The sequence below is a fragment of the Lutimaribacter degradans genome (assembly GCF_023703375.1).
In the GTDB taxonomy this organism is placed as follows: Bacteria; Pseudomonadota; Alphaproteobacteria; order Rhodobacterales; family Rhodobacteraceae; genus Lutimaribacter; species Lutimaribacter degradans.
In genome coordinates, this window is sequence record NZ_JAMQGO010000002.1 from 295,041 (window position 1) to 313,724 (window position 18,684).

Below are 18,684 nucleotides of genomic sequence, written 5' to 3' on the forward strand. Positions count from 1 at the left end.
GCTGGCGGATTTCCCGTCAGGCCGGAAGGGCCCCGGAAATTCGCTGCGCAATCTCCAGCAACGGAGCGCCGAAATCATCCAGCGCGCGGCGCGTGCTCATCGCGCTGCGTATCCAGATAAGCGACACGCAACCAAGCACCGTTCCGTCCGCCTTGATCGGCACCGCGATCGAGGCGGTCTCCTGGCGGAACTCACCGCTGTCGCGGACGGCGATGCCGCGGGCGCGCGTCTCGTCCAGAAGATGCGTCAGCAGGCGGTCTTCCAAAAATGGCAGGTCTTCGGGGTCGTTCAACCGCCGCAGATGTTCAAGGATCAGGCCACGTTCTTCCTCGGGGCAGGCCGAAAGATAAGCGCGCCCCGCCGATGAGCGCAGCATCGGCAGCCGGAAACCCGTCATGCCCCTGTCGATCGAAAGCGGCGACCGGCCATGCGTGGTTTCCTGGATGACCATGGCAGCGTTGTGATAAACTGTCAGGTCAAGCGGCCAGACAAGCTGTTTCGAATAGGCGGCAAAGATCGGGCCCGCCGCTTGCGCGATTTCGCTGGTCAGCGTGTAGCCGTCGCCCAGCGCCGCCGCGAAGCGCGTAACCCGCACGTAGTTCGACGTGGCCGAGAATGCGAGATAGCCCAGCTCTTCAAGTGTTTCGAGCAGGCGATAGACGGTCGGACGGGGAATACCCAGCGCCTTGGCGATTTCACCGGGGCGCGCCTCGCCGGTCTTGTTGACATGGTGCAGAATGGCAAGGCCCCGCGCGAGTGCACGCACGGAGCCGCTGTTTGACCTGGCAACGGAGTCTTCTGTCATGGGGCAACCATCTCACAAGCTCCGCCGCGCCGGAAGTCAGCTTTCGGCCACGACCGGGTTGCGCAAGATGCCGACGCCTGAAACCTCGACCTCGCAAACATCGCCGTCTTTCATGAAAAGCGGTGGATTGCGACGTGCGCCGACCCCGCCCGGCGTGCCCGATACGATGACATCACCCGGCAAGAGCGGCAGTATGGTCGAGCAATAGGCGATCAGTCGCGGGATCGAGGCCACCAGCAGATCGAGTGTCGTATCCTGCACGGTTTCGCCGTTCAGCCGTGTCTGAAGGCGCATCTTGCCCGGATCGGGGATCTCGTCGGCGGTGGTCATCCAGGGGCCGAAACCGCCCGTGCCCGCAAAGGTCTTGCCCGGCAAGAACTGATGCGTGTGCTTCTGCCAATCGCGCACCGAGCCATCATTGTAACAGGCATAGCCCGCCACGTGGTCCAGGGCGTCTGCCTCGCTGATGCGGCGCCCTTCCTTGCCGATGATCACCGCGACCTCGCCCTCGTAGTCGAACTTGTCACTTTCCAGCGGCTTGATCAGCGGCCGACCATGCCCGATCTGCGACCCCGCAAAGCGCGCGAACAACACCGGGTTCGGGGTCTCCTCGCGGCCCGTTTCCTCGATATGGGCGTGAAAGTTGAGCCCCACGCAGATGATCTTGTCGGGGTCGGGGATGACCGGGTCATGGGTCACGTCGTCAAAGGCGAAATCAACGGTTTCCGACGCCAGTTTCGCGGCGGCGCCCATGTCACCCGCAGCAATGAAATCGCGCAGGGTGGGCGCGTCGAACCGCTTGCCCAGGTCGACGATGCCCGCCTCGGTGACGAGGCCGTAAGAGGATTTGCCATCCTTGGTGAAAGAACAGAGTTTCATATTTTCAGACCAGCTCCGGTTGTTGCGTTTCAGTCATATCTGGAAGTATCCGCGCGACAAGTGCCTCAAGCGCCTCGGGCGTGTCGACGCCGCCCAGCGTGTAGCGATCGGGGCGCAGCACGGCGGCGCGAACGCCCAGCCGTGACAGGTGTTCGGCGGCGTTCGAATTGGCGGTCGTGACCAGACCCACACCGGCCGGCAGGTCCAACCCGTCCGCCAGCGCGGCCTCGGTGACGACGACCCATTGGTGCGGGTAAAGCGCATCCATGCGCGTGCCATCGGCCATGCGCGGCTGGCCGAACAATTGCCCAGCCTGGTCACCGGCACCCAGCCCCGGCCCGATGGGCGGCATGATGCTTTTCATCCGCGCCGAACCATCCACTGACGGCAGGGCGGCGCGCAGCGCCTCTTCGGTGCCCGATGTGTTGATCAGCCCGCCAAGCCGCACGGCCGTCTGGATGTATTCCCGCGCGTTCGGCTTGCGCTCGCTTTCGTAGGTATCAAGCAGGGCATCGGCCGTTTCGCCGCCGACAAGCCCTTTGCAGACCAGCGCCAGTTTCCAATACAGGTTCGTCACGTCACGGATGCCCGCGCACATCCCCTGCCCCATGAATGGCGGCGTCTGGTGGCAGGCATCGCCCGCAAGAAGCAGCCGCCCCTTGCGCCAGTCTTCGGCCACGAGCGAGTGGAACACGTAGACCGCCGCGCGTTCCAACTCTGCCTCGTCCGGGCCCAGCCAATCGGAAAGCAACTCCCACACCCGGTCGGGGCGCACGATCTCGTGGCTGTCCTCGTCCGGTAGCACCGTGATTTCCCAACGCCGCCGCAAACCGGGGGTGCGCACGTAAGTGGCGGGGCGTTCGGGCACGCAATACTGGATCGAGTGATCGCCCAGCTCGGGCTTGTCACGGTTCAGGATCACGTCGACAACCAGCCAGCGTTCGTGAAAGCCATAATCCTCCATGCCGCTTTCGATGTAGCGGCGCACAAGCGAACGCGCGCCATCGCAGCCAACCACGTATTTCGCGCGGGCCCTTTCGATCCGGCCGCAAGACATATCCTCGAAACGCAGCTCGACATGGTCGTCGTTTTCCTCGACGTGGAACACGTCGCAGCGCGTGCGCACGGTGACCTGGTCGCGGCTCGTCATGTGATCTCGCAGCACGGTTTCCAGGTCGGGCTGATGAAAGCGGTAATTCGCGCGCCAGCCCTGCGGGCCTTCGCCCTGCGGGCGCGGCCAGTCAAGCAAAAGCCTGCCATCGCGGTCGACAAAGCGCATACCGGGGTGCCTGGCTGTCTTGGGCTCCATCCGGTCGGCTATGCCGATCCATTGAAAGGTGCGCATGACCTCGGCGTCGAAATGCACGGCACGCGGCAAATGGTAATGCGCGCCTTCACGTTCCAGCACCAGTGTCCGTACCCCGCATTCGGCCAGAAGATGCGCCAGCGTGGCTCCGGCCGGGCCGTAGCCCACGATGGCAACGTCGTAGTCTTGCATGATCACACTCCCTGCCTGGTCAATTCACCAAAGAGCCACGGACAATCCGCAACGGGCGGCGCGCGGCGCCCCCGCGCGGCGGCGTCCAGCCGCATGTCGCGCAGCGCCTTTCGCCCACCGTCTTCCGGCAGATAGAGCCGCTCATGGCCCCAGAAGCTCGGGCCGTCATGGGTTTCGTGGGGTTCCCATGTGTCGGGGTCTATGACCCGCCCGCCCCAGCCGTTTTCAACAAAGAAACCCGACGGCGAATTTGCGTAATACGAGGTCATGTAATCGTTCGTGTGCCGGCCCAGCGTGTAGGCAACGCGGCCTTCATCCAGCTGCGCAAGGTCATAACCCTGCCCCACATCGTCGAGATTCTGGAACTCCACCATGAAATGATGGAACCCCGACTGGCCAGACCCCACCATCGCAAAGGAATGGTGCCGTCCGTTCACGTGAAAGAAGTAAAGACCATAAGGCTTTAGCCCGTAGTCGGAGACGTGGAAATCCAGAAGGTCGCGGTAGAAGGGCAACATTACCTCGATGTCCTTCACATGCAGAACCGCGTGGCCCATGCCCAGCGGGCCGGTCCGAAAACCGTCGATCGGCCGCCCCGGCACGAAGGGGTCCGAGGCAATCATCGGGCCGTGGAACAACTCGACCCGGTTGCCCATGGGGTCTTCGAACCAGATCAGGCGGTCGACGAACCGACGGTCGCAAAGCGCGGGCGAGCCGGGATGAACCGTTACCCCCGCCTTGTCGAGCCGCGCGGCGTAAACCTGCAGGTCGTCCTTGTGTTCGACCTCCCAGCCCATGAAGGCCAGCGTGTCGCCCTCTTCATCAGACACCAGCAACCGCTGCTGCCGGTCGTCCATGCGAAAGGCCAGCGCCTTGCCGCCCCGGTCGATCTTTTGCATCCCAAGCAGCTTGCCGGCGAAATCACCCCAGTCGTCCAGCTTGTCAGACCGTATACCGAGATAGCCCAGAGCATTGATTGCCATGGTCGTCTCCATTCATTTCAATTCGAGATGGGGCATCCTAGACCGTTGCCACCGGCCCCCCGAGGGATGATCCCCGCCTGTCCATGGGACGGACGGGGAAAGGCCGGTCACTCGGCGGCGATCGCGCGGGCGCGCTCCAGCGCCGCGGCCGCAGCAGCGGTATCGGCCTGGCCGTTCACCCAGGCATCGGCCGCGCCCGCAAAGGCGGCATTCCAGGCGGACTTTTCTTCATCGGTGAGGTCGATGAAGGTCACTTCACCCTCTTCGCGAAAGGCGGCTTCGTTGACGGCGTCGGTTTCGTCGATGACCGAGGCGATCCATTCGGCGGTCGCACGGCCCGACATCTCGTCGATCACCGCCTTGTCGGAATCGGGCAGGCTGTCATAGGCCGTCTTGTTCATCAGCACGGCCATAGGCTGCGCGATGAAATTCGTGTTGGTGACATTCGGCGCAACCTCGTTGAGGCGGAACGTGCGGTAGGCATCCATGACCCAGACCGCACCCGACACGACGCCGCGTTCCAGGTTCTCGTAAACCTGCGGCGCCGGGATGCCGACACCCGAGGCCCCGACCATGCCAAACAGTTCCGAGCCGAATTTCGATGGAGAGCGCAGCTTCAGACCGTCGAGATCGGCAGGGGTGCGCACCTCCGTGTCGGCCATAAGGAAGCGGTAGGACGGCGTGGTGAACAGGGCAATGACCTTGTAATCGGCGTATTCCGCATCCAACGCGCCCTCTTCGGCCAGCGTATTGAGCATATCCGCCCCCTTGGCACCGCTTTCGACAAGGCCCGGCACCTCGACCACGCCGCTTAGCGGGAACAATCCCGGCGTGTAGGTCGGCACGACCAGCGCCACATCGGCGACGCCGGCCTTGACCAATTCCGCCTGCGCGGGCGGCGCACCAAGGATCGACCCGGGATAAAGTTTGAACGCGTTACCAGCAGACAGCTTTTCGTTTACTTGCTCGATCCAGGGGGCAAGCACCTTGGAAGAGTAAAAGCCCTGCTCGGGCTCAAAGGACGAGACACGCATTTCGCGCGCTTCAAGCGCGGGGGCCGTCAGGATCAGTGCCGTCGCGGCGGCAGTCAGAAGTCGATTGAACATGGTTTCCTCCCTGATGTTCATTACATGGCGACGTTGGGTAGCCACACCACCAGCGCGGGGATCGCGATGATGATCGCTACGCGGATGAAATCGGCGATGACGAAGGGCGCAGCCCCCTTCCACAGTTCTGTCATGCGAATGTCGGGCTGCACGGCCTTGAGCACGAACAGGTTCATGCCCACGGGCGGGGTGATCAGGCCCATTTCGACCACCATGACCGCGAATATGCCGAACCACACGAGGTCGATGCCCGCCGCCTGGGCAATGGGCACGAACAACGGCACCGTCAGCAGCAGCATGGCAAGGCTGTCCATCAGGGTTCCAAGCACCAGATAGATCAGCAGCATCAGCAAGATCACCAGCATCGGCGTGTCGAGAATGCCGGCGAACATCCCGGTAAGCGAGAACGGCAAGCCGGACAGGGCCAGGAAGAAGTTGAATATATTGGCCGCGATCAGCACGAGATACAGCGCCCCGCAGGTCATCGCCGTATTCATCATGGCAGACAGGAAACCCTCGACGCTCAGCCGGCGGGTCAGAACCCCGTAGGCCAGCACCACGGCGGCCCCGATGGCCGCGGTCTCGTTCGCGGTGAAAACGCCCGAATAAAGCCCGCCCATGATCAGTGCGAATATACCGACGGGCGGCAAAAGCTCTTTCACGACATCGCGGCGTTCGTCGCCTTCGGCGCGCGCACGCTGCGGCGCGACCGACCAGCCCAGCCAGATCGGCACCCAGATTGCCAGGCAGTAAAGCAGCACGGCCAGAGCGATCGGCCCGGCGGTTGCCAGCAACAGATCACGGATGGATTGCTCGGCGATGAAGGCATAGATGACCAGAACGGTCGAAGGCGGGATCAGGATGCCCAGCGTCCCGCCCGCCGCCACCGACCCGGCGGAAAGCGACTTGGAATACCCGGCCTCGCGCATCTCGGGCAAGGCGATGCGCCCCATCGTCGCCGTTGTCGCCAGCGACGAGCCCGAAATCATCCCGAACCCCGCGGATGCCCCGATGGTGGCCAACGCCAGGCCGCCGCGCCGATGCCCGATCAAGATCGACATCGACTGGTACAGCTTGGTCGACAACCCGCTATGGGCGGCAAGGTTACCCATCATCACGAACAGCGGCAGCATCGTCAGCGTGTAATTGGTCAGGCTGTCCCACACCGTCGTGGCCCCGATGGCCACCGTCCCCGTAAAGCCGATGATCAGCCCTGAACCGATGATCCCGACAAGCCCCAGCGCAACGGCTACCGGGATCTCGAGGAAAATCATGATGATCGCGGCGGCGAACCCGACGCCCCCCAGCAGAAGCCCGCTCAAACCCTGTTCCTTTCAGTGCGCATGGCAAAAAACAGGCCCGCCGTGGCCGCAACAAGGCTGACCCCAAGCGCGAACGCCACGACCATCAGCAAAAGCGGTTTTGACAGGCCCAGGTCCGCCGTTGTCTCGGGCGAGCCGAGCCTGGACAGCGCGTTGCTGCCGGACAACCAAAGAAGAAGCGCGGCAAACACGACCGACGCCACCGCGCCGACGATGCCAAGCGGATAGGCGAACCAGCGGGGAAAAAGCTCGGACAGCAGTTTCGCTGTCACATGGGTCCGCTGGGCATAGCACACGGGCATCGACAAAAGCGCGCCCAACCCGATGGAAAGCGAGGTCAGCTCGATCGCGGCGGGCACGTTCGAACCGGCAACCGCGCGCAACGCGACATCCACGACGGTAACACCGGCCCCGAACAGAAAACAGAACCCCGCCAGGCCCAGCAAACCGTTCGATATGATCCTTTTCGCGGCCGACCCCGTCATGACACCGGCGCCCCGCAGTCAGGGCGCCCCCATGCCGAAAGGCCCGCGCGAAAGCAATCCGTGCGCATTTCCACTCTGCTCCTCCCACAAGGTGTCCGAGCAGATAACCCCAAACCATCCCGAACATGGCGTCACGCCGAACATGTGTCCGCCTGACGGACACGCCAATTGATCAGCAGCGGCTGGCCAAGATGCCAGCCCCGCGCATGGGCGATAAAATGTCTCGGATGAGATGAAATACTGAGGCCACACGGTGATGACCGGCGCGTTTCAGTTCGTTTCCACGAACAACACAGGGGCCCGCGCGGCCACGGTGTTCGAAATGCCTATATGCGATTGTTCGAGAGGTTTTTGTCGCCACGCACGGCACACCCCAAGTCGAATGACCTGATCAATCAAACGCGGCGAGCACGGCAATCAGTCGCGAAATCGCGACCGGGCGCCCGACGATGGCAATGCGGCCATCGGACCAGGTGATTTGGCCGACAGGCCCCTGCGCGGGGCCCGTACCTTACCAAGCAAGGATACTTGCGTGGTAACGGGCCATGGTCACGTACCTGCCAGGTCGCGTGACTGGTTACGGAACTGGGCAATGGCCCAGTACATCTTGTTGCGCGCACCCGACACCGATGGGCCGGCGCCGGCCACCAGATCGCGTTGCTTGAACGTCCAGTTCTGGCCGATCCGAACCATCCAACGATGACCCTGATCCTTGAAATAGAACGGAACGACCCCATCGATCGTGCCTTTTCCAACAACCTCTTTGGTGTTCTCTTGAATTTTTACTTTCAAACTCACTTGCTATCCTTCTTTCATTCTTTTCCAACACGATCTGCTGTCCATGCTGGCGCAGACCATGTGCGAAAACTATTCAATTTTCGGTAAACATGCTGGTCGACGGTCGCTGTGCGACGCGGTCGTCAAGCTGGTTTCCCAATCAACATAGAGGCGATGCCCTGCATTGTCCACCTTGTGCGCCCCCGGCCACACGGCGGAATATCTATCCGACCAGCCATAGGCTCAGGGCGCCGGCCGCGATGGTTGCGAGGTAAATCACCCCGACACGCAGGCCCAGGCCCCCATTTCCTGCAAACAACGAGATACCGGCTTTCACGATCGTGTTGACAGATGCCGCTATGAAAATGGCGACGGCCCCGTCCACCAAGGGAAGATCCTGGTCAATCAGCCGCGACACCGAGATGGTCAGCGCATCGACATCGGTGATGCCTGAAAAGGCAGCGGCGGCGAAAACCCCTTCGCTGCCAAGCCATTCTCGCAGGTAGTGAACGGCGATCAACACCACCGCCAGCACTGCACCGAACCCCAAGGCGGTTTTCAGGGCAAGAGGGTTGCCAATCTCGGGGATTTCGTCATGCAAGGCCCTTTCCCCACCGGCAAAGACTTGCGTCAGCCCGGCACCGGCAAGCCCGGTCGCGGCCATCGTGACCATCGGCCAGACGAGCGGCGCGACCAGCGCGGGCTCGAACACCGCGACAAGCGCGACAATGCGCAGGAATGTCACCGAACCCGCGATCACGATCCCGGCCGCCGCGATTTGAGACAAGGAACCATCCCCCCGGACAAGGCGGGCAAGCGCCAGCGTCGTCGAGGTAGATGATGCAAGGCCGCCGAACAATCCGGTTGCAAGGATACCAAAGCGCGCACCGGCGATGCGGATCGCAAGGTACCCAACGAAAGACAGCGCGGCCACGATCACCACCGCCCACCACAGCTCGTACGGGTTGAGCACCTCACCGGGGCCATACCCCTGGTCTGGCAGCAACGGCAGGATCACCACCGAGATCAACGCGAGTTTGAACAGCGATTCCAGTTCGAACCGCTCGATCTGCCCGACCCAATGGTGCAGGGTGGGTTTCATCGACAACAGTATCGCCGCAACGACGGCCACCGCCGCCACCGGCGCCATTTCCCCGATGACCGAGGCCGCGCCCAGCGCAAAGGTAAGCATGAGGGCGATTTCCGTCGTAAGGCCCAGGTCATCGTCTTCGCGCAGCCTGAGCCAATAGCTGAGTGCCAGAAGCCCGCCGAGCGCAAGCAGGGCGAAAGCCGGGAATGATGGTGCGATCAGATCGGCCAACCAACCGCTGACCCCACCCAACATGCCGGTCAAGGCAAAGGTGCGGATCCCTGCAATGCGGTCGCCCTCGTCCTCGGTGCGACCGTGCCACCCGCGCTCAAGACCCAGCAACAGGCCAATGGCCAGTGCCAACCCCAAGCGCAGGAATATCTCGAACTCAGGCATCGGCAAGGCGCTTTATCTTTGGGAATTGAGCTGGCTCCACAGCCCCCAACTTACCTTGAAGATACATGGCGGCCAGAACGAGCTTGGGCGAGAGGCCATGCGCAAACCGTTCGCCTACGCGGTTGGACCGGTGGTTCTTGGCCAAATTCACGCAGAACGCGGGTGCTGGACCGCGCTTGGGCTGTCCAGGAAAATCGGTCAGTCGCCGGGTCTCGAACTCTCTTTCAGTCGTCATCTTCAAGTTTTCTTGCTGCCATTGCTCGTTTCATGCAACCGTCGTTGTCGCATCGACTTTCATGATTTCAAAGACGGCCATCTGGCTTGCGCCGCCAAGATCGGGATGACGGCCCGCGATATCCTTGACCCGTGCAACGTAACCCGCCGCCTTGGCCGCACGCGTGCACCAGCGCCGAAATTGCGCGCGGTCCCATTCGAAGCGGTGATCGGGGTGGCGCATCCGGTGCGCTGGCACGCCAAGCAACCTGTTGAATTCCGAGTTCGGTGTCGTGATCACAACCGTTTGCGGCCGCAACTTGTGAAAAAGGGCATGCTCCAGCTTGGAAAGCCGGTCGGGGGCGATATGTTCGATCGTCTCGACAAGAATTGCGCAGTCGAACCCGGCCAGATCAGGCGCAGCCTCGGTCATGGATGCCTCGCGCAGGTCAATATGCGGGATCACGCTTTCGCAGCCGGCCAGCCTGTTGCGCAAACGGTCAAGAGAGGCGCGGCAGATGTCGAGCCCGACCAGCTCTGTCAAGGAAGGGTCGGCCGCGAGTCGCACGAACAGGTCACCGTCACCACAGCCAAGGTCGAGCACCCGGGCAGCACCGCTGTCACGCACGACACCGGCCACCGCCTTGAGCCGTTCCTCATGCATCCACGTGGTCATTGCCGTGCCTCGGGGCACTGCATAAATGCCACATCCTTGATTGGAACCTCGCAGCGCCACCCCTTGCGGCCCGCGAGATACCGAAACGTATCTTCGCGATAGAACACGACATGCGTGGGGTCCTTGCGGTAATACCAGTTTGCAAATCGTGCGTCGTCGGTCTGAAAACACGTCATGATGGCAAGCCATCCACCGGGGCGAACCAACCCGAACAACCGGTCGAACTCGCTTGCCGGATGATGAAAATGCTCGGCCACCTCGGTGCAGGTGACAAAATCGTAGGTCCGGTTCAACGGTGCCGGATCGGGTGCAAAAAACGGGTCGAAAAGAGCCACCTCATGCCCTGCCTCGCGCAGCATATGCGCCAGTGCCGGGCCCGGGCCGCACCCGTAATCCAGCCCTTGAGAGTCGGGCGCAAGCCGCGTCATCAGCGGATCAGCCAGCTTTGACAGGAACCGGCGATAGCGCGGATCGCCCGGGTCATTTTCGTGCAGCAGATATGTCGTTTTCTCGGCATCGCGCGACGGGTGCCTGACAGGATCAAGGAAACGTGCCTGACAGGTCGGGCACCGAAAATAGTCATACCCGTCGGCTTGCAGGAAATGCGGCGCGGGCGCGGTGCAGACCGGGCACGCGCTATCCGTGACAGGATTTGCCGGCGTGGTCTGCGGGCCGTCCGGCATCATTCCTTATCTGCCCTTGCCAAGTAGACCGTTTGGGTGAACGGCTTGCCGGTCAACGGGTTGTCAAAGGTCACGGGTTCGGCCCAGGCCTCGGGAAAGGCCGCGCGCAGGCGGTCGAGAAAGCGTTGATCGGTGACCTTGTCCGACCACAGCCCAAAGACGCCGCCGGGTTTCAGGTAACGCTTGAGCGCGCGCAATCCTTCCGGGTGATAGAAACTGTCGCTGCGCTCATCCAGCAGATGATCGGGCGCATGGTCGATATCGGCAAGGATCGCATCGAACCGGCGGCCCGGGTTCCCCGGGTCGAACCCATCGCCCGCAGCCATGGCAAAGAAATCGCCTTCGGTCATGCGGCAACGGAGGTCGTCGATCAGCCGTGTTCCCATCGGAAGAATACCGTTTTCGTGCCACTCTATGACCGGTGCAAGATACTCGATCACGCGAAGGTCGGTGACACGGGACGCGGATAAAACCGCCCCTGCCGTGTAGCCAAGCCCCAGCCCGCCTACGACGATTTCAAGATTTTCCCCTTGGCACGCCGCGACCCCCAGCCGCCCAAGGGCAACCTCGGAGGCCGTGAAATGGCTGGTCATCAGAAAATCCTGCCCCAACATGATTTCCCAAACATCCACGCCAAGGCGCAGATCGCGGCGCCGACGCAGGCTGAGGGCGCCGATTGGCGTTGGGCAATAGTCGAGTTCTTCAAAGAATGCGCTCATGTCCTGCCCGTTTCAAAAGGTGCGGCATCCGGTCTGTCGGACCCTGAATACCCCTTTGTCAGCGAGATCGGTGCAAAATTCAATCTGGTCCCTGTTTACCAAGCCAGATCGCCACGCCTTGACGGCCTGGGCGCTCTGCGGCCCCGCCAATCAAGGCGCCGTGAAGGGTGCATGGGCCGCACCTCCGATTGGTTGCGTGGCATTGTCCCTCTCGCTAATGTCCGACACATTGACACTGGCGTGTTTCGGTGGGGCACGGTTTCGCCCGGGGACTAATCCCAAACAATAAAAGAAGATGGCGGCAGTCAGGAAAAACCGATGAGATTAAGGTATTGGACGGCACTGATCCTTGTTGTCTGTGCCGGCGCGGTCCTGACGGTTCGTCAGGAACAGGAGAGTCACACGCCCGAAGAGCCGGGCGGCACACCCGCGGCGCAGGTGCAAAACAGCGAAGAGCCGCTGCAATCGACCGCCCCTGACCATGAACAAGAAGAGCCGGCCGCCCCGCCCCCGGCAGAGGGAAAACTCAAGGCCGCAGAAAAGCCCGGCCTGCGGCCCTCTGATGATGATGCCGTCAAATGGTCGCGCATCGTGAGCCCGGGCGAAAGCCTTGACATGCTGCTTGCCAAGGCGGGGCTCGGCGCCGCAATCCGTGCACAGGTGTCCGACGCGCTCGGGGCCGAGTTCGATCTCAGGAAACTGAAACCGGGCCACCGGCTTGACCTTGAGCTGGAACAAGACGGATCGCCGCGCATGGCAACGCTTGAAATTGACAACGGCGTCAATATCCAGGCCGCTTTCGGAACGGCGCCATCGGTAAAGGTACTGCCCCCCGAGCTTGAAACCGTGCGCCAAGCCGCCGAAACCGAGATCGGAACATCGATATATGCCGCGCTGGACAGCGCCGGCATCCCGACCCGTTTTGCCACTGACCTGGAACTGATTTTCGCAGGAACGCTCGATCTGCAGCGCGAACTTGCAGGTGGCGAGCGTCTTCGCATCGTCTGGCGAGAGAACCGGCTGGACGACCGCGTTATCGGTGACCCGATGATAGATTTTGCCGAGCTCGAAATGGGCGAGACGCGGTATGAGATCGTATGGCCAGACGACGAGTCCGTGCGCAACAGCATCTTCAAGGATGGTCAACCTTTGCTGGCGTTCGATCAACCGATCCGCGGGGCGCGCCTCAGTTCGCCGTTCGGACTGCGCAAGCACCCGGTCCATGGCAGCGTACGGATGCATCACGGCGTGGATTTCTCTGCCGAGCACGGGGCCACGGTTCAAGCGACACAGTCGGGGCGCGTTTCATTCATCGGGCGTCGCAGCGGCTACGGCATGATGATCGAGATCGAGCACGCGCAAGATATCCAAACCGTCTACGCGCATTTGAGCGCGGTGAACGAAGCCCTGGAAGTCGGCCAACGGGTCGCGGCCGGCGACGATATCGGCAATGTCGGATCAACAGGCACGTCAACGGCACCTCATCTTCATTACGAAGTGGTCGTCAAAGGCCGCGCCGTCCCTCCGCTTACCGATACGCGCCTGCCGGGGTTAAGCGATCGAAAGCCGAACCACCGGAATACCTCGGTCTTGATCGAGACCGCTCGTGATCAGCTTGCGCAATTGCTGGCAACAGACGGGTAGCATCTTGCGGACGCAAGGAACTGGCCAAGGCCAGTTACCGGGCAAGGTCGGAAACCCCGGTGGTGTCACGCGGCCTTTTGCCCTATCTGCGCACAATGCGCCGCTATCGATGACCGGGTGGTAAGCCACAGCGATGAATCCGCGCAACACAGCTTGGCGATCTCGTCGATGGCCCACGCCGCCGCCGGGCGGCCATAGCAATGACCATGCGCGAACACGTCGAGTATGATCGTTTCCTCGGGCTGCGACTGGATACCCGCCAATGCCTCGCGGAACAGATCGACGAACTGGCCGGGCGTGCGGCCGAAACGCATTGCGTGGGGCAGATCATTGAATTCGACAGACATCGGGATGGCCAGGATCTCGCCCTGGTCGAAGCGCTGCACATAGGGCAGATCACCGTCAAGGACATCGCCATGCCATTCGTACCCGTGGGCCGCGAACAGGCGCTGGTGTTCCGATGACGATGTCACGCGCGGGCTGATCCAGCCGGTGGGCCGCCGTCCGATTGCCGCTTCGATCGCTGCGGTGCTGCGCGCGACAGAGCGTTCGGCCTCGTCCATGGAGAGAGTCGCGAACACCATGTCTTGCGCAAGACCGTGGCCGACGATGTCTTGGCTCTGCCTGGCAAGGACGCGAAGATCGTCGGCGCAGGTTTCTGCCAGAAGGCCCGAGGTCATAAGCGTGGCGGGGACACCCCGGCGTTCGAGAATGGCAAGCAGGCGCGCAATGCCCCTGTTCGCGTTATACTGCCCGTAGCTGTCTGCATTGGGGTCGAAAAGACCGTCTGCCAAGACGTTTCCCATCGGCCCCACGCCCGAGGTTGCACCGGGTGACCATGTTTCGAACGCAAGGTTGAACACAACGGCGATGCGGCGATTTCCCGGCCAGCACAGATCTTGGGCCACGGGTCGTTTTTCAAATTCGATCTGCGCCATGCGACTCCCACCCATTTTTTTGATCGGTCCATCTTTTCGGACTTTGGGGAACCTTACGGACCTGCATGGCCTGACGAAACTTCATTCCTTTCAAACCATACTGCATGATATGCAGGTATATACATGCATATCATGCAGGTTATAGTGCGACTTATGCACTGTTTGCATCGGGTTGGGCGCGTGTAGGCTCCGCTCAGGCTTCCGATACCGGGGATGGGCCCGGCCAGGAAGATCATCAGAGGGAGGAGATCCGATGACCATGACTTTCACACGCAGAGCTCTGGGCGCAATTTTAAGCGCCGTGGCGCTGACCAGCGCGGCACAGGCCGCGGAAATCGAACTCAAGGTTGCCTGGCTGACCGCTGACAGCCAATCCGATCCTTATGCAATCACCGCGCATGCTTTCAAGGACGAGCTGGAGGCCGCCCTGCCCGGGCGGGTCGAGGTGCAGCTTTTCCCCAACAGGCAGCTTGGCGATGACAAGGAGATCCTTGAAGGGCTGCAATTCGGCACCATCGACATGGGCATTATCACCAATGCCGTGGTCGCCAACCTTGAACCAAGCTACCAGTTGGTTGACCTTCCATTCCTTTTCGGCAGCGCTGAACAGGCACACGAAGTGCTTGACGGCGAGGTTGGCCAGCAGTTGGCCGCCAACCTGCGTCAACACGGCGTTATCTCTTTGGGGGCGGCCGAGGGCGGTTTTCGCAACATGATCAACAACAGCAAGCCCGTGCGCACACCTGCGGATGTCGAGGGCGTGAAATACCGCACGATGCAAAACCCCGTCTTCATCGAGATGTTCTCGTCGCTTGGTGGCAGCCCGGTGCCAATGGCTTGGGGCGAGGTTTTCACCGCCATGCAGCAAGGCACCGTGGACGGGCTTGAAATTCCGGCGTCCGTCGTGAACTCCAACAACTACGCCGATGTCACGAAATACCTCAGCTTTACCCGCCATACCTATTCGGCCATCCACCTTCTGATGTCGGAACGCAGCCTTGAAAACCTGCCCGATGATGTTCAGCAGGCAGTGATGGATGCCGGTCACGCAGCGATTGCCAAGCAGCGCAAGGCTGTTGCCGCGGCCGAGGCTGATGTGATCAAATCACTGGAAGAAAAGGGAATGGAAATCAACGACATCGAAGATGTGGGCGCGTTCCGTGCCAAGGTCGGCCCGGTCTATGAGCGGTTCGAGCCAACAATTGGGTCCGACCTGCTGGACCAGGCCCTTCAGGCCGTTTCGTCCGACTGATAAGGTGGGGCAGGCTCGATGCAAGCTATCGCTTCCCTGATCTGTGCCACAAGCCGCGTGACTGCGCGGCTTGTGGCCAATCTTTGCGTTGGGCTGATCTTCATCATGCTGGGGCTGTTGGTCACGCAGGTGGTCATGCGCTATTTCCTCGGCTCCCCCCCAAGCTGGACCGAAGAACTGGCGATCATCCTGTTTGCCTGGCTTGTGCTTCTATACGCAACGGTCGGCCTGCATGAAGGCTTTCACGTTGCCATCGAATCCATACCCGCGCGTTTCGAACGGCTGCAAAAATGGGCGGATCGGTGGGTTGCCGGCCTTGCCATGCTGTTCGGCTGGGTGACGCTTACCTCGGGCCTGGCCTATGTCGAGCGGACGGTTGGTCAGAAAACCGCCGCGCTGCAACTACCCATCGAAATGCTGTACCTTTGCGTTCCGATTTGCGGCGGCCTTTTCATTCTTCACGGGTTGGCGCGGCTTATCGCGCCCGCCCCCCCGGCCGAGGCGCGGACATGAATACAACGCTCCTGATCCTGGCGCTTGGCCTGCCGTTCATGTTGATGATGCGCGTGCCCCTGGCCTTTGCCATAGGGCTGGCCACGATCGGCGCGCTTTGGAGCGCCGATATCGACATGATGATCTTTGCCCAGAGAATGGTTTCGGGCACGCAATCCTTTAGCCTGCTGGCCATTCCCTTTTTCATACTGGCGGGCGATCTGATGACTGCGGGCGGCATATCACGCCGATTGGTGGCCTTTGCTGACGTGCTGGTGCGCCATCGTACCGGCGGCCTGGGCATGGTTGCCGTGCTGGCCGCGGCATTTTTCGCCGCCCTGTCCGGTTCGGCGCCCGCAACGACAGCGGCCATCGGCGCGATCATGATCCCCGAGATGGAAAAGCGGGGGTATTCGCGCGCATTCGCAACCGCGCTCGCGGTGGCCGGCGGCATCATCGGGCCGATGTTGCCACCTTCGATCCCAATGGTCGTTTGGGGGGTCATGTCGGAAACCTCGATCAGCGAACTGTTCCTGGCCGGTATCGTGCCGGGCCTTCTTCTGGCCATTGGTCTTATGACGTTGTGCTGGCTCCATGCGCGCAAGAACAAGATCGCGCCGCAGCCCAAGGCGTCGCGCGCCGAGGTCTGGGCCGCCTTCAACGCGGCGAAATGGGCGCTTTGCGGACCGATCCTGGTGCTGGGTGGAATCTATGGCGGCATCGTCACCCCGACCGAGGCCGCAATCGTGGCGGCGGTCTTTGCGCTGGTTCTGGGCTTTGGTGTCTACCGGGAACTGACGCTCGGAAACATCGTTCCCGTCACGCGCGGATCTTTGAAAACAATGACTATCGTGATGTTCATCATCGCATTGGCCAACGGGTTTGGCTGGGTCATGGCCTTCGAGCGTATCCCCGGACAGGTGACACAGTCGCTTGAGGGCTTTGCCGATACGCCCGTGCTGTACGTGTTGATGGTCAATATCCTCTTGCTCGTGATCGGCTGCGTGATGGACAACCTGGCCGCCATGATCATCCTCGCGTCGTTCCTGGTGCCGATCGGCGAGCAACTCGGCATGGACCCGGTTCAGTTCGGCGCCATGGTCGCGATCAATTTCACCATAGGCATGGCGACACCCCCGTTCGGCTACACGATCTTTGTGGGTGCGGCGATCAGCGGGCTCAGGATCGGGCAGATCGCGAAGCCGCTGATGCCGATGCTCGGAGTCATGATCGCCGTTTTGCTGCTGGTGGCGTTCGTGCCGCAAGTCACGCTTTCGATCGTCAACCTGGTGCGGTGACAAGATGGTGAATTTGCGCAATTTCGATCTTAACCTACTGGTCATCTTTCGCGCCATCATGAACCAGGGGTCCATCGCGGGGGCTGCAGAGGAAATCGGGCTGTCGCCCTCGGCGGTCAGCCACGCGCTGGCCCGTTTGCGCGTCATGCTCAATGACGAGCTTTTCTTTCGCACCGCCGACGGGGTCAGCCCGACTGATCGCGCGCGTGAGCTGAATACCGATATCGAACGCGGCCTTGGCTTCATTTCGACGGCTATTTCCCTGCAACACCAGTTCGTGCCGGAAGAAGCCAACCGCGTGTTCACGATGCAGGTTGCCGATTACGTGTCGGGGTTTCTGCTTCCGCGCCTGGCCGAGCGACTGCAAGTCGAGGCGCCGGGCGTGTCCATCGACATACTGCCCTTTTCCATATCAACTGGAAGCGTCTGGGATCGGGTGGACATGCAGGTGCGCCTGACGCCGGGCCGGCTCCAGCCCGAGATGGTACGCTCTCAGCGACTGCTTGCCGACGACATCGTTGTGCTGATGAGGCGCGACCACCCGCGCGCAGCCGAGCCCATGACGGCCGAGCTTTATGCCGACCTGCCGCATGTAAAGCTGTCGCAGTCAGCCACCGGCACGACCGTTATCGACGACTCGCTGGCAGCGCGCGGATTGAAGCGCCACATGGCGATGACCGTCGCAAGCTGGTTCGAGATTCCCGATATCGTGGCAAATTCCGATCTGATTGCGATCGCTCCGAAACGGCTGTTTTCCCTGGATCCACGCCTGAACAATCTCAGGGCCACGCCTCTTCCGCTGGGAGAAGTGGTCTTCTCGTTCGACCTGTGCTGGGATCTCAGAACCGAGCGTGAGCCCGGCCAGAAGTGGTTGCGCAAGGTCGTTTCGGACGTGTTCAAAGAGGTGCGTGCATAGGGCGGCTCCCGTTTTTGCCTGCCGCCGCCGCGCCGCGCCGCTGCCCGATAGCGCCCCTGCGTCAGATGTGGCCGAGCAGCATCAGGAGCAACACGATAATCAGTATCGTGCCAAGCACGCCAACGCCAGCATGACCGAAGCCGTAGCCATAGCCGCCAAAACGGCCGCTGAATCCGCCCAGAAGGAAGATGACGAGGATGACGATCAGGATGATACCTATTGACATGGTTATTGCTCCTTTAGTGGCGCTTGTGACGCCCATGATTGTGAAAACTGCAATCGTCCGCGCTTGCGTTCAGTTACCGTCGATCGTCACACCGTGCTCGCCGATCTGGATGTCGACGCCGCTCTGGCGTTCCTGGTAATAGAGATACCCTGCAGCGATGGCGCAAATGGCCAGCACCGCGATCAGGACGAGAAGAAAATTTCGGCTCATTTACATGGTCCTCGCGGGTTCAAGTCGTTTGGAAACAATTCAGGCTTATCCGGCCAGAGTGGCCCGCCGCGGATGA

The 18,684-nt window shown here is 61.6% G+C and carries 21 protein-coding genes; 5 read left to right on the top strand and 16 right to left on the bottom strand.

Annotated features, from left to right (window positions below; all coding sequences use genetic code 11):
• Positions 1-16: 16 nt before the first annotated feature.
• The 13 genes from M8744_RS05915 to M8744_RS05975 all read right to left on the bottom strand — a co-directional run bounded on the left by M8744_RS05915 (position 17) and on the right by M8744_RS05975 (position 11,632).
• A complete protein-coding gene (locus M8744_RS05915; RefSeq protein ID WP_251410918.1) occupies positions 17-805 on the bottom strand; it encodes a DNA-binding transcriptional regulator in 789 nt (262 codons plus the stop codon).
• Between the two features lie 36 nt (positions 806-841).
• Entirely contained in the window at positions 842-1,684 is an 843-nt protein-coding gene (locus M8744_RS05920) for a fumarylacetoacetate hydrolase family protein (RefSeq protein ID WP_251410921.1), read from the bottom strand.
• A 4-nt stretch (positions 1,685-1,688) separates the two neighbouring features.
• Positions 1,689-3,182 carry a bifunctional 3-(3-hydroxy-phenyl)propionate/3-hydroxycinnamic acid hydroxylase MhpA gene (mhpA, locus tag M8744_RS05925; RefSeq protein ID WP_251410924.1) on the bottom strand — a complete coding sequence of 498 codons (1,494 nt, stop codon included), beginning with the start codon at positions 3,180-3,182 and terminating at the stop codon, positions 1,689-1,691.
• Between the two features lie 2 nt (positions 3,183-3,184).
• Entirely contained in the window at positions 3,185-4,165 is a 981-nt protein-coding gene (locus M8744_RS05930; protein ID WP_251410927.1) for a VOC family protein, read from the bottom strand.
• Positions 4,166-4,272: 107 nt separating this feature from the next.
• A complete protein-coding gene (locus M8744_RS05935; RefSeq protein WP_251410930.1) occupies positions 4,273-5,271 on the bottom strand; it encodes a TRAP transporter substrate-binding protein in 999 nt (332 codons plus the stop codon).
• Between the two features lie 20 nt (positions 5,272-5,291).
• Entirely contained in the window at positions 5,292-6,593 is a 1,302-nt protein-coding gene (locus M8744_RS05940; protein WP_251410933.1) for a TRAP transporter large permease, read from the bottom strand.
• Positions 6,590-7,078, bottom strand: coding sequence for a TRAP transporter small permease (locus M8744_RS05945; RefSeq protein ID WP_251410936.1), 489 nt, complete (start codon positions 7,076-7,078; stop codon positions 6,590-6,592). Before M8744_RS05945 ends, M8744_RS05940 begins: the two co-directional genes overlap by 4 nt.
• A gap of 549 nt (positions 7,079-7,627) precedes the next feature.
• Positions 7,628-7,876, bottom strand: a complete 249-nt coding sequence (locus M8744_RS05950) for a hypothetical protein (RefSeq protein WP_251410939.1) — start codon at positions 7,874-7,876, stop codon at positions 7,628-7,630.
• Positions 7,877-8,078: 202 nt separating this feature from the next.
• On the bottom strand, positions 8,079-9,341 hold the full coding sequence (locus tag M8744_RS05955; protein WP_251410942.1) for an MgtC/SapB family protein: 1,263 nt from the start codon (positions 9,339-9,341) through the stop codon (positions 8,079-8,081).
• On the bottom strand, positions 9,334-9,576 hold the full coding sequence (locus M8744_RS05960) for a hypothetical protein (protein ID WP_251410945.1): 243 nt from the start codon (positions 9,574-9,576) through the stop codon (positions 9,334-9,336). The genes M8744_RS05955 and M8744_RS05960 overlap by 8 nt, the downstream gene beginning before the upstream one ends.
• Before the next feature lie 30 nt (positions 9,577-9,606).
• Positions 9,607-10,230, bottom strand: a complete 624-nt coding sequence (locus M8744_RS05965) for a methyltransferase domain-containing protein (protein ID WP_251410948.1) — start codon at positions 10,228-10,230, stop codon at positions 9,607-9,609.
• Positions 10,227-10,916 carry a class I SAM-dependent methyltransferase gene (locus M8744_RS05970; RefSeq protein ID WP_251410951.1) on the bottom strand — a complete coding sequence of 230 codons (690 nt, stop codon included), beginning with the start codon at positions 10,914-10,916 and terminating at the stop codon, positions 10,227-10,229. The genes M8744_RS05965 and M8744_RS05970 overlap by 4 nt, the downstream gene beginning before the upstream one ends.
• Positions 10,913-11,632 carry a polyamine aminopropyltransferase gene (locus tag M8744_RS05975; RefSeq protein ID WP_251410954.1) on the bottom strand — a complete coding sequence of 240 codons (720 nt, stop codon included), beginning with the start codon at positions 11,630-11,632 and terminating at the stop codon, positions 10,913-10,915. Before M8744_RS05975 ends, M8744_RS05970 begins: the two co-directional genes overlap by 4 nt.
• 318 nt (positions 11,633-11,950) lie before the next feature.
• Between M8744_RS05975 and M8744_RS17760 the strand changes: the two genes are divergently transcribed.
• A complete protein-coding gene (locus tag M8744_RS17760) occupies positions 11,951-13,276 on the top strand; it encodes a M23 family metallopeptidase (RefSeq protein ID WP_285813416.1) in 1,326 nt (441 codons plus the stop codon).
• A gap of 65 nt (positions 13,277-13,341) precedes the next feature.
• On the opposite strand, the gene M8744_RS05985 is transcribed toward M8744_RS17760, so the two are convergent.
• Positions 13,342-14,214: a polysaccharide deacetylase family protein gene (locus M8744_RS05985; protein WP_251410956.1), complete on the bottom strand. Its 873-nt coding sequence runs from the start codon at positions 14,212-14,214 to the stop codon at positions 13,342-13,344.
• A 253-nt stretch (positions 14,215-14,467) separates the two neighbouring features.
• Here M8744_RS05985 and M8744_RS05990 point away from each other — a divergent pair, with 253 nt between their 5' ends.
• Genes M8744_RS05990 through M8744_RS06005 form a run of 4 tightly spaced genes read left to right on the top strand, consistent with a single transcriptional unit; the run spans position 14,468 to position 18,172 of the window.
• Complete coding sequence (locus tag M8744_RS05990) at positions 14,468-15,466, top strand: TRAP transporter substrate-binding protein (protein WP_251410959.1); 999 nt, start codon at positions 14,468-14,470, stop codon at positions 15,464-15,466.
• An 18-nt stretch (positions 15,467-15,484) separates the two neighbouring features.
• Positions 15,485-15,979, top strand: coding sequence for a TRAP transporter small permease (locus M8744_RS05995; RefSeq protein ID WP_251410962.1), 495 nt, complete (start codon positions 15,485-15,487; stop codon positions 15,977-15,979).
• Positions 15,976-17,256 carry a TRAP transporter large permease gene (locus M8744_RS06000; RefSeq protein ID WP_251410965.1) on the top strand — a complete coding sequence of 427 codons (1,281 nt, stop codon included), beginning with the start codon at positions 15,976-15,978 and terminating at the stop codon, positions 17,254-17,256. Before M8744_RS05995 ends, M8744_RS06000 begins: the two co-directional genes overlap by 4 nt.
• Before the next feature lie 4 nt (positions 17,257-17,260).
• On the top strand, positions 17,261-18,172 hold the full coding sequence (locus M8744_RS06005; protein ID WP_251410968.1) for a LysR family transcriptional regulator: 912 nt from the start codon (positions 17,261-17,263) through the stop codon (positions 18,170-18,172).
• Positions 18,173-18,233: 61 nt separating this feature from the next.
• Here the strand turns inward: M8744_RS06005 and M8744_RS06010 are convergent, their stop codons facing one another.
• Both M8744_RS06010 and M8744_RS06015 read right to left on the bottom strand, forming a co-directional pair.
• Entirely contained in the window at positions 18,234-18,398 is a 165-nt protein-coding gene (locus M8744_RS06010; RefSeq protein ID WP_251410971.1) for a DUF3309 family protein, read from the bottom strand.
• A 69-nt stretch (positions 18,399-18,467) separates the two neighbouring features.
• Positions 18,468-18,608: a hypothetical protein gene (locus tag M8744_RS06015; protein ID WP_251410974.1), complete on the bottom strand. Its 141-nt coding sequence runs from the start codon at positions 18,606-18,608 to the stop codon at positions 18,468-18,470.
• Between the last annotated feature and the right edge of the window lie 76 nt (positions 18,609-18,684).

Excerpts from the sequence above, each read along its gene's own strand:
- M8744_RS05965 (WP_251410948.1), bottom strand. The coding sequence starts at position 10,230 with ATGACCACGTGGATGCATGAGGAACGGCTCAAGGCGGTGGCCGGTGTC.
- mhpA (WP_251410924.1), bottom strand. The coding sequence starts at position 3,182 with ATGCAAGACTACGACGTTGCCATCGTGGGCTACGGCCCGGCCGGAGCC.
- M8744_RS06005 (WP_251410968.1), top strand. The coding sequence starts at position 17,261 with ATGGTGAATTTGCGCAATTTCGATCTTAACCTACTGGTCATCTTTCGC.
- M8744_RS05915 (WP_251410918.1), bottom strand. The coding sequence starts at position 805 with ATGACAGAAGACTCCGTTGCCAGGTCAAACAGCGGCTCCGTGCGTGCA.
- M8744_RS05930 (WP_251410927.1), bottom strand. The coding sequence starts at position 4,165 with ATGGCAATCAATGCTCTGGGCTATCTCGGTATACGGTCTGACAAGCTG.
- M8744_RS06010 (WP_251410971.1), bottom strand. The coding sequence starts at position 18,398 with ATGTCAATAGGTATCATCCTGATCGTCATCCTCGTCATCTTCCTTCTG.
- M8744_RS17760 (WP_285813416.1), top strand. The coding sequence starts at position 11,951 with ATGAGATTAAGGTATTGGACGGCACTGATCCTTGTTGTCTGTGCCGGC.
- M8744_RS05960 (WP_251410945.1), bottom strand. The coding sequence starts at position 9,576 with ATGACGACTGAAAGAGAGTTCGAGACCCGGCGACTGACCGATTTTCCT.
- M8744_RS06015 (WP_251410974.1), bottom strand. The coding sequence starts at position 18,608 with ATGAGCCGAAATTTTCTTCTCGTCCTGATCGCGGTGCTGGCCATTTGC.
- M8744_RS05990 (WP_251410959.1), top strand. The coding sequence starts at position 14,468 with ATGACCATGACTTTCACACGCAGAGCTCTGGGCGCAATTTTAAGCGCC.
- M8744_RS05920 (WP_251410921.1), bottom strand. The coding sequence starts at position 1,684 with ATGAAACTCTGTTCTTTCACCAAGGATGGCAAATCCTCTTACGGCCTC.
- M8744_RS05995 (WP_251410962.1), top strand. The coding sequence starts at position 15,485 with ATGCAAGCTATCGCTTCCCTGATCTGTGCCACAAGCCGCGTGACTGCG.
- M8744_RS05975 (WP_251410954.1), bottom strand. The coding sequence starts at position 11,632 with ATGAGCGCATTCTTTGAAGAACTCGACTATTGCCCAACGCCAATCGGC.
- M8744_RS05955 (WP_251410942.1), bottom strand. The coding sequence starts at position 9,341 with ATGCCTGAGTTCGAGATATTCCTGCGCTTGGGGTTGGCACTGGCCATT.
- M8744_RS05935 (WP_251410930.1), bottom strand. The coding sequence starts at position 5,271 with ATGTTCAATCGACTTCTGACTGCCGCCGCGACGGCACTGATCCTGACG.
- M8744_RS05985 (WP_251410956.1), bottom strand. The coding sequence starts at position 14,214 with ATGGCGCAGATCGAATTTGAAAAACGACCCGTGGCCCAAGATCTGTGC.
- M8744_RS06000 (WP_251410965.1), top strand. The coding sequence starts at position 15,976 with ATGAATACAACGCTCCTGATCCTGGCGCTTGGCCTGCCGTTCATGTTG.
- M8744_RS05970 (WP_251410951.1), bottom strand. The coding sequence starts at position 10,916 with ATGATGCCGGACGGCCCGCAGACCACGCCGGCAAATCCTGTCACGGAT.
- M8744_RS05945 (WP_251410936.1), bottom strand. The coding sequence starts at position 7,078 with ATGACGGGGTCGGCCGCGAAAAGGATCATATCGAACGGTTTGCTGGGC.